The sequence below is a fragment of the Vibrio sp. B4-6 genome, assembly GCF_963888245.1.
GTDB lineage: Bacteria > Pseudomonadota > Gammaproteobacteria > Enterobacterales > Vibrionaceae > Vibrio > Vibrio anguillarum.
Genome location: NZ_CAWPIM010000066.1, coordinates 38,226 through 54,226, shown reverse-complemented (window position 1 = coordinate 54,226; position 16,001 = coordinate 38,226). Strand labels below are relative to the sequence as shown.

The window sequence follows — 16,001 nt, the reverse complement described above, 5'->3', positions numbered from 1 at the left end:
TAATGACATAACTTGCATAAGTGTTCGCCGTGTACCAATTTTATTAGGTTGGCTAGGTGTCTCATTGGTCTACCATTCATATTAATAATATGATCAAGTTTCACCTTAATCTTTCTAGCTGTTACACGGTGAGGGTGAATCTATGACTTTAGGTTTTAAAAGCAGAATATATGTGAGCGTAGCACTGCTCGTTGCGATTTCTTTAATCGTTTTGGGTACCATCAACATGCTGTCGTTAAAAGAGAAGATGATTACCTCTTTAACCACAGAAACTCAAAACAAGCTCAACTATCACGTTTCTGAACTCGAATCTTGGGTGAAAACACGTTATCAAGCCGTAGTTAAAGGTTCACAACATTTCCGATCTGCTCTTTCTGATCAAGAGAATGTCAACTTAGTTCGATTGTTAGCTGAGAGTGCGCAAATTTCAAATGTCATTATGGCGTATGACGATGGCCGTGCCTATATGTCGTTTGACAAAGACAACGGAGTTGTTACAGGTCAACAAAATTTCACCAGTAGGGATTGGTATCAACAAGCAAAAACCTCTCGAACTGCTCAGGTAACTGAAATTTATGAAGATAAAATCACCGGAAAACGCGTGATCAGTGCTGTGATGCCCGTCTATGAACAAGGTCAATTCATTGGAGTACTGCTTGGCGATATTCAACTGGATGAGGTTATTGTCCAAGTTAGTAATATGCGCTTTGCTGGCGGTGCAGCGACACTAACCGACAAGAATGCTGTCTTTTTTGCTAGTGATGATCCTAGTGATATTGGACGGACGCCCTCGCAAGTCAGCCCTAATTTCCTCGAAATGGAGAAACTTTTTAGCCAGCAGGATGCTGGTCATTTGTCATTTCCTTATTTAGGCATTGAATTTGATGGTTATTTCAAGCGCGTTAACCTAACCGATAACATGTACTGGACCATGATGGTGTTTGTCGACAAAGGTACGGCGTTAGCTAATGTGTATGAAGCGCAAAGTAGCGCTATTTACACTGGGGTGATTTTGCTCATTATCAGCGTCGCGGCAATCTTCGTCATTCTTAATTATATCTACAAGCCTTTGCTACGCCTGAAAAAAGCGGTACTTGATCTTTCGAAAGGCTCTGGTGATTTGACACGCCGCTTGGAGGTGAATGGTGATGATGACTTAGCGCAGATAAGCCAAGGCTTCAATTTATTCTCAGAAAATCTACAAAAAATGATGTTGCAAATATCTGATGCCAGTCAAAACATCTCCTCTAATATTGAGCAGTTAGGTCAAACGGCAAAGGAAAATGAGCGGATGCTGCTTTCGCACTCATCTGAAACAGAGCAAGTGGTGACGGCCATTACTGAAATGAGTGAAAGTGCACGTACTGTGGCAGAGAGCGTCACGCAATCGAATCACATTACTGACTCGGCGAGCAAAGAGGCCAAACAATCGATTATTATTGTGAATAATGCGGTTGAAACGGTCAGCTCATTGGTGAGTGATGTTGAACAGATGTCTGAGCGCATTGCCAATATGAACAAAGATGCGATCAAGATCAGCGAAGTATTGACCGTGATTGGCGCTATTTCAGAGCAAACGAACTTGCTTGCGTTGAATGCGGCGATCGAAGCGGCGCGTGCGGGTGAGCAAGGCCGTGGGTTTGCGGTGGTTGCAGATGAAGTTCGTGCTTTAGCGGCGAGAACGCAAAACAGCACTACTGAAATATCAGATATGCTGGCCAAGCTACTTGAAGGGACGGATAGCGTTGTAGCCGCAATGGACAAAACTAAAAACCAATGTCAAACCACAGCAGATAAAACGTCTGAAGTTTCTGGCAGTTTAAACATCATGAGCACTTCCGTGTCCGAAATTGATGATCTGAGTACCCAGATCGCAGCTGCGACCGAACAGCAAAGTACAGTCGCAGAAGAGCTCAGTCGCAATATGCTAGCGATAAGAGACATCGTTGAATCATTGGTGGTGAGTGGCAGACAAACCGTCAGTGCTACAGAGTCACTCTCTTACTCAAACCATGAGCTTGACCGCTTGGTCTCCAACTTTAAGTTAAAGTAATAAAACGCCGCTAACGCGGCGTTTTATTTGGGATTAAGCACGGAGAGAGCATCATGAAAACAGCGTATTATAGCGTGTGGCTAGATGAGCACGCCAACCAACTGAACCCTGCGTTTGAGCAAATTTTCCAGACAGTGAAAGCGCATTTTTTTGCTCGCGATCCCAATCGTTGGCCTTTGTATCGTATTCACGAGATCGCCCGTTGGCTTGAAGAGCGAAAAATTGATGCGCCAACCGTGGTAAATACTGCATTGCAGCAACAATTACGGCATTCAAACACCATTCCTCGACACTCGAGCCACGCCATTCACCCTTTTAACGACTTAGCGCTTTATGCCGCCAAACGTTCAAAAAACTGGGATGACCCTCGCTCAGTGGAAAATGTGATCTCGACACCTTGTGATCCGGCCATTCACGGTGCGCTACTTGCGACTATTGCCAACCCTAACTTGGTTTATAGCGAATATGCGGGAGATGCCATTGAACTGGAAAAATTAGTCGTGCGGCAAATCGCGCATTTAGCTGGTTATGATAGTGATCAAGCGACTGGAGTATTCACACAAGGAGGTACATTTTGTAATTTGTACGGCTATCTATTAGGTATTCGAAAAGTGTTGCCAAAGTCAGCTCTGAATGGTTTGGCGGGAGAAGATTACAGGATATTCAATTCAGAAGCGGGTCACTATTCAAACATGACAAATTTGTCGTTGTTGGGGGTTGATGTTCAAGGTAAAGCGATTCGGATCAAAGTTAAAGATAACAATGAAATGGATTTGGCTGAATTAGACCAACAATTGATTTTCTGTTTTAAAAATGGCATTGCTGTTCCTAGCATAATGCTGACATTTGGCAGTACCGATACCTTCGCAACTGATGATATTGAACAGGTTTATGCGATAAGAGAAAGAAGATGCCAAGAATATGCGATTTCGATAAAACCACATATTCATGTTGATGCTGCTGTTGGGTGGAGTATGTTGTTTTTTCAAGAGTATGATTTTGAACGCAACCCTTTATCGCTTAATCGTGCAACATTGACGGGTATTGAATCCTTATTGCCGAGGATTAAAAGTTTACAATTAGCGGATTCATTTACGGTCGATTTTCAAAAATGGGGTTATGTCCCTTATACTTCCAGCTTGGTGATGCTCAAAAACAAACACGATCTCGCGGTATTAAAAACAGACCCCGGTTATTACTCCTACTTTGAACATGCTCAAAGAGAAGAGAGCCATTTGCAATCGACCATTGAATGTTCACGCAGTGCCGTGGGTGTTTTTTCTGCCTATTCAGCACTGCAACATTTAGGTATCGAAGGCTACCAAACCGTGATTGGTCATACATTGCAAAATGCTAATTATTTACGCTGCCAATTAGCCGCTCTACCACACTGCAAGGTGGCAGCAGTAGAAAACCAAGGGCCAAGTGTTACTTTTCGTCTCTATGATCCACAGAAAGTGACGTGTGCTGAATCGATGTTTGAGCAAGAAATGAACGTCGCACGTCAGGGCTCTATGGTTGATTCGATAGTAGAGAATACGCTCTACCATCGTCATCAGTTCTTATCTCATAAAGGCCAGCATCTCAACACCAATTGGGTCGATTCGATTGCGCGCACTCATTATGATGACACTGGACATTGCTTACATATTCCGGGAGAAAAAGCGGTTTTAATGAACCCCAATACCACCCGAAAACATATCGAACAGTTTTGCCAAAACATTGTTCGGCGCTAGCCATGGAAAGGGTGAGCGCGAACTGAAATGAATGACTAGTCACGTCAATGTAATGTTATTTTTCACCACGGATGCGGTATGAAGAATGTATTACCATGTGCGCGTGATATTAACCTGAATGTTACATTTTAGATAACAAGCTGTCTCAAGGAACGATAATGAAAAAACAACTGTTGACCCTAGCAATTAGCGTTTGCTTTACCTATGTGGCGCAAGCGAATGAATGGGGATATGAAGGTGAACGTGGCCCTGAACATTGGGGACATGTTTCTAAAATTTGTGAAATGGGTAAAAATCAAAGCCCAATTGATATCAATGGCCTCGTTGAAGCTGATTTAAAATCTTTGGATATCCACTATTCAGGCGTTGTGGGTGCATTGACCAACAATGGACACACGCTGCAAGCCTCAGTTTCAGGAAAAAATACACTGGTAGTGGATGGTACAGAATTCGAACTCAAACAATTTCACTTCCATACCCCTTCTGAAAACTTGATTAAAGGACAACAATATCCTTTAGAAGCGCATTTTGTGCATGCTGATGCAGCTGGCAATCTGGCAGTTTTGGCGGTGATGTTTGAAACGGGCGCACAGAATGAACCATTAGCTCAGCTTACTGCGGAGTTGCCTAAAGTTGGGGCGAGTGTGCCGTTAGCAAAAGAGTTAGCAGTACAGTCACTGTTACCTAAGCTAGATGAGTATTACCGTTTTAATGGGTCACTCACAACGCCACCTTGCAGTGAAGGCGTGAGATGGTTTGTGGTCAAGCAGCCGAACAGTTTGTCACAGCAACAAAGTGCAGCACTACATAGTGTGATGGGAAATAACAATCGGCCCATACAAGCTCACAATGCTCGCTTAGTGCTAGAAAAAGAATAACAACGTTCTTTAAGCGATTTGAAGTCGCAGTCGGGCTCACAGGGTTTACTATTGCCTTTCCGCTCTGCTTCTTCAAAATTTAGGTGTAAGTGCTTAATTTAGCTAAGCTAATTTTTGTGCTTATTCATTGACAGCATTTAATGTATAGCGGCTTGCACTGGCTAAAGATAGTGGTTTTGAAAACCAATAGCCTTGTAAATAAGTTGCCCCCATCTCTTTAAATTTTTGGTACATGTCGCCATTTTCAACCCCCTCAATAACAATGTCGACGCCATTGGTGTGACAAAACTGGATGAGAAAGGCTAAATATTGTTCTGATGCTGGGTTAGTCAGTGTTTTCCATACAATACTTTTGTCTATTTTAATTTGATTGAGGGGCAAATCAAAGAAGCTATTGAGTGAGCTAAAACCAGCTCCAAAATCATCCAGCGACAGTTGAAACCCCATTTCATTTAAGGAGTGAAGCTGGTTAATCGCATTTTTATCGCCATCGAGTATGACAGTTTCCGTCAGTTCTAACACAATAGAAGAGGGCAATACACCGGAAGCCTTAGCCATTGTTAGTATCTGTTGTGGGAAGTCACTTTTCAGAAGTTGAAGGACTGAAACATTAATATTAACCCGAATATTAACCCCATTTTGTTTATTGTAACGGCCAATAAACTCACAGGCTTTTTTGAAGACAAAATAGCCTAAATCAACAATCAGCCCCTTTTTTTCCGCAACGGGAATAAATTCGTCCGGGAAAATCTCACCAAACTCTTTTGATCGCCAGCGGACTAAGGCTTCAAAGCTTGATACCTGTCCTGATTGTGCATGAATAATGGGTTGGAATTTCACGGACAATGAACGTTGATCTAATGCTTCCTTTAAGCCTCTTTCGATGAAGAAATAACGATCAACGTTTTTTTGAATTCGGCCACTGTAAATTTCGATACGAGAATGATTTTTGGCACTAGCAAATTGGCAAGTTCGTGATGCAATATTTAACAACTCATCGGCAGATATAGCACGGTTTATCTCAGGATAGACACCAATGCTAATATCATTACCATAGAGGTGCCCATGCTCCGTGGCTGATTTCGAATAGTGCTTCATTATTTGAGAGCAGATATGCTTGAGCTCATCGTATGAGCGTTCTCCTCTAAGTAATATGGCAAAATCGTCAGAGCGAATACGGTAAAAATCAGCAAATTCATCGGGCAGTTCACGCAGTGCACTGACGACGTGATTCAGTAAATCTTTAACAATATCTGAGCCGTATTGATTGAGATAAGACTTAATATCTTCAAGTTGGATGTAGATAAGTGAATAAGGCTCTCCAATTTTGAGTGCTTTCTCATCAATATCGAGTAGTAATTTACTTCGATTATAGAGGCCTGATGAGCTGTCAAAAAATGCAGCTTGATGAATGTAATCTTCCATCAATTTTTGATCGGAGATATCTTTATGGCTACCCACCATAAAATGTTCACCGTTCACACTTTTTGTGACCGCATTCCCCTCCAACCAGATATATTGACCATTTGCTTTTTTGACTCGGTATTGAATCGATTCCCTTGATTCAGTGGTGCTGATATGCTTGTCGACGCGGCTGTTGAGCAGTGCACGATCCATAGGATGAACCAAACTCAGCCAATCAGCATAGGAAATGGTTTCGCTGTTTACACCAAATTGTACATAAAACGTTGGATTATAGAGCACCATGTTTCCATCGCTGCTCATATAAAACAGACCTTGACTAAAAAAATCGAGAATATGAACCAGACGCTGCTTTGCAACGGCACTGTCTAGGTCTGAAATTGAATACTCTTCCTGCGGAAATGACATTGTCATGTTAATCCTAATTCAAGCGAAAGCAGCAATGGATGATAATTGTGAGTCTTGATCCAAAACCTTTATGACTCATCTTTAAAGAGTACTATAACGCTTGTACTAAGATGTCTCAATTATAAAACTATTGATTCATCAATTAGGCACAAGTTATCAGTTTATTTCACGGAAGTTGTTATTTCTGAAACGAAATGGTGAGACTTAAATAACGTAGGATCGCATCGTGCGGTTTATTCGTTGTGGAAATAATAAAAGCGACAAATTGTCGCTTTTATTCATGTAGAAGTCATACGATTTAACGATCCCAATACGCTTCTTCTAGGCTATCTTCACGTTCTGGTAATGCTCGCGATAAACGAGGAGAGTGCTGTGTGAGTACTTCGTAGCTGACACGGTTTGCATATTTGCAGATCTGAGATAACGAAGAGTAAGTGAGGTACGGCACATCATGTTTGGCAGAGTTTGGAACATTGCGTTGATGATAACTATTCGCGGCCATATCGTGCAATAAAGCCGATAGCGCTCCGTCTCCCGCTCCGTTAGTGTTTTTGATTTCCAATGGGCCACCCAAGTAAGGGCCAATGTGTGAATACACTTTTATTGGGTTGAGGCAGTCTTGTTTTCGCATCGCACGGCTAAATTCGTACTTGTTAAATTCAGCAATATTACCCGGTAGGAGAGGTAGTTCAGTTTCGCGCTTTGCACTTTCATCGGTGTAGCTAGCCATATAAAGACCCACGGGCCCCGCGGTGCAGAGGATTAAATCTACCCATTCGAGTGCTTTGTTAGCCGCAAGCAGTGGATCTTTCTCACCAGTTAACGCTTCACCTTCTTCTTCATTCATGGCGACGACTGTGATGTTTTCTTTGATGTAGCCTTGCCACCACTTCGCATTACCTTCAATTACATACTTAGTGCCTAGGGTTAACACCACTGGAATGTGCTTGGATTTAGCGATCTCAATAGCGCGTTTGACCGCAAGTGGCATTGGATCTTCGGGCTTTCCACGCATTAAGTAAGAAGAAACAACTAAAGCGGAAGCTTTTTCAAAAACCTCTTCAGGAACACTATCAGGGCGAAGTTTATTCATATGCCCTTCATTAATGGCGAAGGTACGCTCTCCATCATCAGAAATTAGGGTGTAGCAACGCCCGATAGGACCATCGACAGTTTGAAGATGGTTTAGGTTCATGCGCGATGAGGTTCTACACAAATAACGATAGCTATATGAGCCGACTTCAATATTTTTGGACATCACGCCGAGCAAAACGGATTTGCTATCGGCCAACACAGAGTAGTTGTGCAGTGTGTTGCCAATCGTATCTCCCGGGTATTGGTGAGTAATTAAACCTCGTTCGACTAGCTCTTCATAGAGCGCATCGGCTTTGCTCTCTTCGAGCACCAGTGAGTGACCTTTACTCAATTGATGTTTCTCTAAGAACTCATTGTCTACACGAGCTTCAATATCAACAATGGTTTGCCCAACACCGACCACTGTTGGGCGGTGGAGCATAGCCGTTTGTTGAATTTGATTGACGAGAGGGTCACGAGCATGAGTCGGAAAATAGTGCTTAGATTTACGCTGTCCAGGAAACTTCATGTTGAAAAATGAGAATTGAAAATTTCCCGCATCATATCACGGATATGAAAGGTTCCTTTCATTTTTATTACATAAAAAAGTGAGCTAAATCCAGATCGCCGAGGCGTTAGCGGCTATTTAGTGAGCGTTATGTCCGTACTATAAGCCTTAGTCCCCCAAAGCGGTACGGTCGATAGGCTGTGCTTGAAGCTACCATCTGTTTCTTTGGTAGTATAAGACAAGTAGATCAGGGTTTGATTTTCTGCATCGTAGATACGTCTGACTTTCATTGACTTGAAGAAAATGCTTTTTGACTTCTTAAACACGATTTCGCCTGATTTGCTCTTATCAATTTTTGCAATCATCTCTGGCGTAATGTCACCAGTCTGACGACACGAGATTGAGCTATCACTTGGATCAGAAAGACTTAAATTAGCCTCAATTGAAGCAATATGGCACGTAACACCAGTCACAATATCATCACTTAGATTTTCGATTTTTACGTCTTTAAGCGTGAAAAATCCGAGCGATACATCGCCAACTTCATTGCTATCGCAGCCAACTAAACCAAAGCTAAGTATGAATGCGGTGGTGATGAGTTTCTTGTTCATGTCTATAATCCATTTATCCATCTTTCTGCACATGATAGCAGCATCAAAGGAGAATGATATAGGCTGTTATGTTGATGTTTTGGCCAGCATATCTGCAGTTTAGATGAGGATAATGTGAGTAATGGCTTGTCGCATATCGATCTGGTCAGTATCCTGCTTGCAACAATTAGAAGAAGAAGTAAATAACAATGATTAACCAACCTGACGTTGCCGCCATTAAAAACCAATGGCTATTTGACCAAGTGAATGTCGAATTTCCAACAGAAGAGAGCTTACAAGGTCGAGATCTCTACCAAAAAGCGGTTGTTCAACGCAGTTCTCGCCCTTTTATTGAGCTCACTGAGGAGCCTAACCTATCGTTGCTCGAAGAGGTTTATTTGGTTGATTTTCATCGGATGACAATATGGTTTGCTCTGCTGCAAGCAAGCTTATGGAGCGATAAAAACGATCAATCAAAAGTTATCGAATTCTTTACCCAAATCATTTATTCAGCACCTTGCGAGCTTTACTTAGGTTTTCAAAATGGGGAGCCTGTGGCTGCTGGTATCGTCACCTCCACTTCACATGAGATACTCATCTCTGACATCGTGACTCTGGATAAAAATGCATTTGGAGGTGAAGATGTATTCACGCGGTTGTTGCTCGCAAAATGGCGTGCTAATCATGAGTGCAATGGTAATGTTTTTATAGAACAGTAGATTGTCCTGTTAAAGTGCTTCATTCAGAGTCTAGAATCATATTTATTCTGAATTTGCACTTCGACACGACAGGTGGTGATAACGTCAGCTGCAACATCGTACTGAGCGTAAAAGAGTGATGTGGCTATAAGTTATGCATATCAACTCTTATCTTCGTTTCATTCTGTTAACTCAATCATTTTATACATTCACCCAGCGGTTAAAATTAAGCATTGGATGAAGGAAGTGTTTATGACTGAGAAAAAAATAAAATGTATTATTTTCGACTGTGAAGGTACTTTAGTTGATAGTGAGCGTTTGTGCTGCGAAGCGCTAGTCAATGTATTGAACCAACTAGGAGCCCACCTTACTTTTGCACAAGTGATTAACCATTTTGAAGGTGGGAAGATTGCGGACATACTGTTTCAGGCGCTTGAACATACGAACATTAACGCCGATCTTGATCTTTTAGAGAACCTTTATCGGGATAAAGTTAATGAGCTCTTCCAGCAATATCTTTCACCCATGGATGGTGCGATAGAACTACTTGAGTATTTACGCCAGCAGGGTATTGAATACTGTGTTACCTCTAATGCACCTAAAGAAAAAATATCATCAATTTTACAACGGAGCGGTTTGCTCCCTTTGTTTGAAGGACGCATTTTTTCAGCCTTTGATGCGAATAGCTGGAAGCCTGAACCTGATTTGATTCGTTATTGTGCGATGAATATGGGATTTCTTTTGCAAGAATGCATTTATGTGGATGATTCAGCAAAAGGGGTTGAAGCGGGTATCAATGCAGAGGTACCAACCGTTCAGCTAGCACCTCTTAACCCACAGGGTTTTTCTCAAGCGCCTAATGTCGTTGTTATCGACACATTACTCGAGCTTAAACCATGGCTCAATGCACATTGTTGGCCAAGCAATGAATGTGTTTATGACTGATTAGCGCTGTGTGTACACCAATCATTTGCTGGACGCTTTGTAAGTGGTCGGTTTTAAAACCACATTGTGCGCAGATAAACTTTTCATTGTTTGTGGAAATAAAGTATTCATCATGTTGACAAAGTGGACAGCAGTCTATTTTTTCAAGTGTTTTATTTATATTTTTCATAATCAATTCTCAGCAGCAAAAAGGGAGAGTCATGTTCTCCGTACTCACAGAATAAACACTAATCAAAACTTGCTCTCGGTAATATTTACCTTAGTTCCAAAAATTAGAGGCATTTCATACTTCACTGTAAGGAATGTTTGATTTTGGCCTAAACCATAATAGGCAAAGTGCCGTCATTGCCCCAAGGGTATCGCATAACATGTCTTTTTGTGCGTCCCAAATGTCGCCTTGTGAACCCAGAAAAGCGATTCCCTCATCACCACCCGCGATTGAGGCATACCACCATTCAATAATTTCGTAACCTGCTGCGATACTCATGATAGAGAAAAGCCCGAACAATGAGGCAATTAACGGTTTACAGAGCTGCTTTCTAATTAAATATTCAGCGATAGGGTAGGCATAAAAGCCAATTGAGAAATGAGCGACGCGATCAAAATTATTACGAGATGATCCGATCAGTTCGTTGAACCAAGCAAACGGAACATCTGCAAATGTATATTTAGCCCCAATGGTGTGCAAACTAAGCCACACAAACATCAGAATATAAGCCGTTGAGCTAAAGCGTAGTTTTGTTGAAGCCCAATAGACGAGTGCTAAGATCCCTAGCGCAGGGATGATTTCTGCTAACCAGACAGCACGAGAAACCGGCGCGATCGCTGAAAATAGAAAGAGTATACCGTAGATCGCCGTCAAAAATAAAAGCGTGCGTGAGAAGTTGAGAGACATGGTTTTTCCTATGAAAAAATACCGATGGATAGTGCCACTATTTTGCACGATGTTCAATTTTGTTGAATTCTGTATCTTATAGACGTAGAAATTTGTGTTTGAGATGTGCGTATCTACCTTCGTTTTGTGATTGATTTTCGCATTGTCTTGGCAAAGAGATCTGCAAGGTGGAGAAGATCATGCAACAACTCGATCTTTCTCTTTTTATATATTGATAGATAGTGCGTGTGATAAACGGACTCTAGTTCAAAAAGCCAAGATAATATGCGGTAAGAAACTCGACAAAAAAGCGATATTGGATTTGAATGAAGAGAGAACCTTAATGTGAACGTCGAGACTATGTCCCAAAGTAGGCCCGAAAGTATGTCTGAAAGCTTAGAACTTACCGCTCAGTTTCAATCTTACATGGAAAATCCGCTGCTTTGGCCAATGTTGGAGGTGTTGCGTAAACAGCCTTCCGGTTGGAAAGTCCATACGTTAGCGGCACATTTAAGTGAACAGGGATTCATGCCTGTACTTGATAGCGCACCTGAAAAAGACCTCTTTAAGCGTAATTTTTTGATCATGAACGCGCTCTATCAGCTTCAAGAGACGCTTTACCCTGAAAAGTGGTTACAAGTATCAGCAATGGACATTGTACTAATGCCTGCGCATCGTGCCGTTAGTTGCGAAATCGACCCAGATGATCCATTGCGTGATTATTACACTCAGTGGAAAAATTATGAGGCTGATGAAGGAGAAGTGCGCCGCTTGTTGAACGAATTTTGGACTCGTTACCGTAAAGCAATGGGTGGAACGAGTAACCTTAATATGAATCGTCTTCAAGCATTGAGGCTGTTTAAATTACCAGTGGAAGCGACGCAAATTGAAATCCGGAAAACATGGCGCAAGTTGGCACTAAAGTGGCATCCAGATAGAGACAATGGCAATGCTGAAACGTTTCGAGTGTTGTGTGAAGCATGGAATATTTTGCGGCAAAATAGTTAAAGCCCAAACCTTAAACTCTAGACAAGATATTTGTCGAATAAGGTACTGAAGTAAAAAAGAAGCGATCTCTCGCTTCTTTTGGCTTTTGTTGTAGGGGAGTTAATCTTTACTGGTGGTTTTTAAATTGCGACTTGCGCATACGGTTCAACGCCGCCATCACATCGATGACACGCGGTTTCGCCAAATCACCGTGGTTTGGCATATTTTGGTGCCATGTTCCTGCTAATAAAGCCATCATCTCTTTGCTTGGTTGCGCTGACCACCCCGGAGTCTGCGCAAACTGGAACCAAGTCCAGCCAATCGCATTGACTTCAGAAGGTGACTCCAATTGTTCTAACGCATTTAAATCCGTAAATTCTTTGCCAAAGCGAAGCGAATCAACGCCTTTGGCAGAGACTCGGAATTTACCATCAACCAGTAATTTTTGCAGCGCAGTGCGATTCACCGCGCGTTCTGGGAAAATAGCCAGTGGCGTTTCACATTCGTTGTGACGAGCAGTTGGGTGCTGTTTGATGACTTCTTTAGCTTTGTTAGTCACATCAACGGCGTGGTAGTCATGCATCTGGATGACAGTATCGGCGACATCTAAGTAATCACCGGATCCCCCCATGACGATCAGTGTCGAGATATCCAAATCATCGCGAAGTTGCCCGATACGATCAACCAATGGTGTAATGGGCTCATCACCTTTACTAACCAGCGCTTGCATACGCTCATCACGGATCATGAAGTTGGTGGCGGAAGTATCTTCATCAATCAGTAATGTACTAGCGCCAGATTCAATGGATTCTTGTAACCACGCTGCTTGCGATGTTGAACCGGACGCATCTTGAGTGCTGAAATCGGAGGTTTCTTTACCCATAGGTAGGTGATTGATGTAGTTGGACAAATTTAAATTATGTACGCAACGGCCATCTTCAGCGCGAATTTTCATGGCTTGATGATCCGTAACAATTCGCTCACGGCCATCACCGGGAATATGGTTGTAAATTGAACGCTCAATCGCCGTTAACAAAGTCGATTTACCGTGAAAACCACCGCCGACGATAAGGGTTATACCTTTGGGGATGCCGAGTCCTTTAATTTTGCCTTGGTTTGGTGTCTCAAGCTCGACTTCTAGCGATGTGGGGGCTTGGAAAGTAACGGCGTCTTTCATCGGCAGATCACAGTTACCTGCCAAGCGAGGTAATACGCTGCCATTAGCCACAAAAGCAACTAGATTGTGCTGTGCCAGTTGTGCACGCATTGCTTCTTGATCTTCGATCACAGCGCAATGCTCAAGTAGGGCATCTTTATCCAGTTCACGTTCAATGGTGGCCCGGCGAATGAATTTTGGCAGGTAGAAGGTGATGATGTTGAGCGCTTTCTTGGCCAGAATGTCACGACCTTCAGCGGGTAAATTGATGCGAAAACGAAGCTCAATACCATGCTCCGTAAAGAGAACAGCGGTACTATCAAGCACCGTTTGGCCCGTCAATGCGATGGCAATATGGTTCTCTTGCTTAGCAAACTCCGCAAAACTACGAGCGATAAAATCTCTTGCAGCCATTTGATAAGCCGGTGATTTCTCTTTTAACCATTCCAGACCGGTCAGAGACCATGCTCGAGTAGCGCGAAAGCGAGATGCAGAAGCGTAAGGGTCCGCTTGGATATGATCGATATGCAAGGTGAAATCACCAAATTCGTATTGACCTTTGATCTGCTGATAGGCGCGGTAGTTCTGTTTTTCTAGCTTTTTGAGAATTGATGTTAATAAATCCATCTCGATATCGCTCGTTTGGAAAGGAAAGGCGGCGATTATAGGAACCGCCACACTGAGAGTAAAGACATGATAAGGGATTCCTTTATCCTACAAAACCTTTGTCTCGATAGGGTGTGCATAATTTTGGTTCAGTAGCCCAGCCTCAAACTCGTCACAAGGCATCGGTTTACCATAGAAATAGCCTTGGCCAAACTCACACCCTTCACTGATGATAAAGTCTTCTTGGCTTTGATTTTCAATCCCTTCGAGGATCACTTTCAGCTTTAATTTTTTGGCAACGTGAATGATTGAGCGAACAATTTCTTTATCTTCCTCACTTTGATCCAATTGATGTACAAAGCTTTTATCTATTTTTATGCAATCGAAGGGAAATTTTTTCAAATAGCTGAAAGAGGCGTAGCCCGTGCCGAAATCATCAAGTGACAACGTCACACCTAGTTGGTGTAGAATTCGCAGTGTGTTGCGAGCCACCACTTCATCTGCAATCAAACAGCTTTCTGTTACTTCCAACTCTAAGTACCGAGCTGGAAGTTGGTAGGTGTTCAGTAGCTCACGAACTTGGTCTGCGAATTGGGCATTCTTTAATTGGACGGCTGAAACGTTAATGGCCATTTTGAAATTATCGACCTGTTTTGCCCATTGGCTCGTTTTTTCGATGGCCGATCGCAGGACAAAGTTACCCACTTCAAAAATCAGTCCATTTTGTTCGGCCATGTGAATTAAGGTTTCATTGGATATATCGCCCAATACGGGATGCCGCCAACGTAGTAGCGCTTCTGCCCCCGTCCAGCGATGAGTGGTTGGAGAGACCTTAGGTTGAAAATAGAGCATGAGCTCATCGTTGCGCACTGCTCGTAATAAGTAGCTTTCTAATTGGTTGATTTGCCGGAGTGAGTCACTGAACACTTGCGAGTGATAGCAAAACTTATGACCGGAATCTTTGCAAGAGACCATGGCAGCAGAAGCTTGTTTGAGCAGTTCTATAGCATTGTCAGTGTCTAAACTCGTTGCAATACCAATATAGGAATGAAGATGAACATTATGGTCATCGAGCTTAAATTCAGAATGACCGATTTCGACCAATTTATGGCACAACTTTTCCAGGTGACGCGCTAATAGTTTTGTTTTGACGATCAAGACTAAATCTGTCGACGTGGGTCGAGCGGTCAATATTTCAATTTTATCGCAGCGGCCTAGTCGCTCACGATATCGAGCGATGACTTGATCCCATGCTCGGTAGCCAAAGTGAGATTGAATATGACGAGCATTAGTGAAACCAATATGAATGGCGGCAACTTCGGTGTGCTGTTTTGTTGCTTGTAAAAGGCTATTTTTGAGCTCCAGTTCAAGTGCGTTGCGATTTAAAAAACCCGTGCTGACGTCATGCCACTTTTGATATTGGATCTGTTGTTCTGCGGCGCGGCGTTTATCGATTTCTTGCGTGAGCGAGTAGTTGAGATCAGCAAGATCTTGTGTTCGGTTATCGACGCGAAGCTGAAGCTCATCATTGAGCTGCTGAAGTCTTACTTGTTGGTATAAGGTGGTGAGCTGGGATTCAATGGTATCGCGAAAACTCTCCAGTAACTGCCGATAGGTGGGGCCAAAATGGTTCTCCTTGCTATCGAGTACGCAAATGGTGCCAAACATATCACCATTCGGCCACTTTAATGGGATGCCACAATAGGCAATCATGCCCAGTGGTACATCTGGATTATGCATCCATTTTTTATCGGCTAAAGCATTCGGGACCAATAGTTCCTGCTGTGTTTGCATCACAGTTTCACAGTACAGACCTTGTCCTAAGGGTTCTTTATGTCCGGTTTGATAGGGGTTGTCGACGTTGGTATTTTTACAGAATATTTCGAGTTTTTGCTGGCTAGCACGCATGATCAATGCGCTCGGGACGTTTAAAATTTCAGCGAGTAAATTCACAATGCGCTGCCATCCATCCATCATTGAAGAGGGGATGAGCATCTCATGTGTCTTTATTTTCGACATATTATCAAATTCCTTTGGACGACAAAGCTTAAAAAAGCCGAGCATTC

The 16,001-nt window shown here is 42.6% G+C and carries 13 protein-coding genes; 6 read left to right on the top strand and 7 right to left on the bottom strand.

Annotated features, from left to right (window positions below):
* The first annotated feature begins 142 nt into the window (after nucleotides 1–142).
* From AACV20_RS14460 to AACV20_RS14450, 3 genes are all read left to right on the top strand, one after another.
* Nucleotides 143–2,053, top strand: coding sequence for a methyl-accepting chemotaxis protein (locus AACV20_RS14460; protein WP_094145121.1), 1,911 nt, complete (start codon nucleotides 143–145; stop codon nucleotides 2,051–2,053).
* Nucleotides 2,054–2,106: 53 nt separating this feature from the next.
* On the top strand, nucleotides 2,107–3,789 hold the full coding sequence (locus tag AACV20_RS14455) for a pyridoxal phosphate-dependent decarboxylase family protein (protein WP_170907531.1): 1,683 nt from the start codon (nucleotides 2,107–2,109) through the stop codon (nucleotides 3,787–3,789).
* Nucleotides 3,790–3,947: 158 nt separating this feature from the next.
* Nucleotides 3,948–4,667 carry a carbonic anhydrase gene (locus AACV20_RS14450; protein ID WP_170907530.1) on the top strand — a complete coding sequence of 240 codons (720 nt, stop codon included), beginning with the start codon at nucleotides 3,948–3,950 and terminating at the stop codon, nucleotides 4,665–4,667.
* Between the two features lie 120 nt (nucleotides 4,668–4,787).
* Here AACV20_RS14450 and AACV20_RS14445 read toward each other — a convergent pair whose 3' ends face one another.
* The 3 genes from AACV20_RS14445 to AACV20_RS14435 form a co-directional block, all read right to left on the bottom strand.
* Nucleotides 4,788–6,503, bottom strand: coding sequence for a putative bifunctional diguanylate cyclase/phosphodiesterase (locus AACV20_RS14445; protein WP_019283211.1), 1,716 nt, complete (start codon nucleotides 6,501–6,503; stop codon nucleotides 4,788–4,790).
* A 292-nt stretch (nucleotides 6,504–6,795) separates the two neighbouring features.
* Entirely contained in the window at nucleotides 6,796–8,100 is a 1,305-nt protein-coding gene (locus AACV20_RS14440) for an inosine/guanosine kinase (RefSeq protein ID WP_170895206.1), read from the bottom strand.
* 113 nt (nucleotides 8,101–8,213) lie between these two features.
* On the bottom strand, nucleotides 8,214–8,690 hold the full coding sequence (locus AACV20_RS14435) for a CreA family protein (RefSeq protein WP_026028212.1): 477 nt from the start codon (nucleotides 8,688–8,690) through the stop codon (nucleotides 8,214–8,216).
* A gap of 188 nt (nucleotides 8,691–8,878) precedes the next feature.
* Here AACV20_RS14435 and AACV20_RS14430 point away from each other — a divergent pair, with 188 nt between their 5' ends.
* Nucleotides 8,879–9,388 carry a hypothetical protein gene (locus AACV20_RS14430; protein ID WP_013867962.1) on the top strand — a complete coding sequence of 170 codons (510 nt, stop codon included), beginning with the start codon at nucleotides 8,879–8,881 and terminating at the stop codon, nucleotides 9,386–9,388.
* Nucleotides 9,389–9,619: 231 nt separating this feature from the next.
* The gene (locus AACV20_RS14425) at nucleotides 9,620–10,312 is read left to right on the top strand and encodes an HAD family hydrolase (protein ID WP_026028382.1); all 693 of its coding nucleotides are present in this window, start codon (nucleotides 9,620–9,622) and stop codon (nucleotides 10,310–10,312) included.
* Here the strand turns inward: AACV20_RS14425 and AACV20_RS14420 are convergent.
* Nucleotides 10,269–10,481, bottom strand: coding sequence for a hypothetical protein (locus AACV20_RS14420; RefSeq protein ID WP_010318303.1), 213 nt, complete (start codon nucleotides 10,479–10,481; stop codon nucleotides 10,269–10,271). The genes AACV20_RS14425 and AACV20_RS14420 overlap by 44 nt on opposite strands.
* Before the next feature lie 114 nt (nucleotides 10,482–10,595).
* Entirely contained in the window at nucleotides 10,596–11,264 is a 669-nt protein-coding gene (locus AACV20_RS14415) for a DUF2238 domain-containing protein (protein ID WP_170907529.1), read from the bottom strand.
* A 306-nt stretch (nucleotides 11,265–11,570) separates the two neighbouring features.
* On the opposite strand from AACV20_RS14415, the gene AACV20_RS14410 reads away from it, so the two are divergent.
* Nucleotides 11,571–12,194, top strand: coding sequence for a DNA-J related domain-containing protein (locus AACV20_RS14410; RefSeq protein WP_170900289.1), 624 nt, complete (start codon nucleotides 11,571–11,573; stop codon nucleotides 12,192–12,194).
* A 106-nt stretch (nucleotides 12,195–12,300) separates the two neighbouring features.
* On the opposite strand, the gene AACV20_RS14405 is transcribed toward AACV20_RS14410, so the two are convergent.
* Nucleotides 12,301–13,956, bottom strand: a complete 1,656-nt coding sequence (locus AACV20_RS14405) for an ABC-ATPase domain-containing protein (protein ID WP_026028209.1) — start codon at nucleotides 13,954–13,956, stop codon at nucleotides 12,301–12,303.
* 87 nt (nucleotides 13,957–14,043) lie between these two features.
* Nucleotides 14,044–15,954 carry a bifunctional diguanylate cyclase/phosphodiesterase gene (locus AACV20_RS14400; protein ID WP_170907528.1) on the bottom strand — a complete coding sequence of 637 codons (1,911 nt, stop codon included), beginning with the start codon at nucleotides 15,952–15,954 and terminating at the stop codon, nucleotides 14,044–14,046.
* Between the last annotated feature and the right edge of the window lie 47 nt (nucleotides 15,955–16,001).

Excerpts from the sequence above, each read along its gene's own strand:
- AACV20_RS14460 (WP_094145121.1), top strand. The coding sequence starts at position 143 with ATGACTTTAGGTTTTAAAAGCAGAATATATGTGAGCGTAGCACTGCTC.
- AACV20_RS14455 (WP_170907531.1), top strand. The coding sequence starts at position 2,107 with ATGAAAACAGCGTATTATAGCGTGTGGCTAGATGAGCACGCCAACCAA.
- AACV20_RS14450 (WP_170907530.1), top strand. The coding sequence starts at position 3,948 with ATGAAAAAACAACTGTTGACCCTAGCAATTAGCGTTTGCTTTACCTAT.
- AACV20_RS14445 (WP_019283211.1), bottom strand. The coding sequence starts at position 6,503 with ATGACAATGTCATTTCCGCAGGAAGAGTATTCAATTTCAGACCTAGAC.
- AACV20_RS14440 (WP_170895206.1), bottom strand. The coding sequence starts at position 8,100 with ATGAAGTTTCCTGGACAGCGTAAATCTAAGCACTATTTTCCGACTCAT.
- AACV20_RS14435 (WP_026028212.1), bottom strand. The coding sequence starts at position 8,690 with ATGAACAAGAAACTCATCACCACCGCATTCATACTTAGCTTTGGTTTA.
- AACV20_RS14430 (WP_013867962.1), top strand. The coding sequence starts at position 8,879 with ATGATTAACCAACCTGACGTTGCCGCCATTAAAAACCAATGGCTATTT.
- AACV20_RS14425 (WP_026028382.1), top strand. The coding sequence starts at position 9,620 with ATGACTGAGAAAAAAATAAAATGTATTATTTTCGACTGTGAAGGTACT.
- AACV20_RS14420 (WP_010318303.1), bottom strand. The coding sequence starts at position 10,481 with ATGAAAAATATAAATAAAACACTTGAAAAAATAGACTGCTGTCCACTT.
- AACV20_RS14410 (WP_170900289.1), top strand. The coding sequence starts at position 11,571 with ATGTCTGAAAGCTTAGAACTTACCGCTCAGTTTCAATCTTACATGGAA.
- AACV20_RS14405 (WP_026028209.1), bottom strand. The coding sequence starts at position 13,956 with ATGGATTTATTAACATCAATTCTCAAAAAGCTAGAAAAACAGAACTAC.
- AACV20_RS14400 (WP_170907528.1), bottom strand. The coding sequence starts at position 15,954 with ATGTCGAAAATAAAGACACATGAGATGCTCATCCCCTCTTCAATGATG.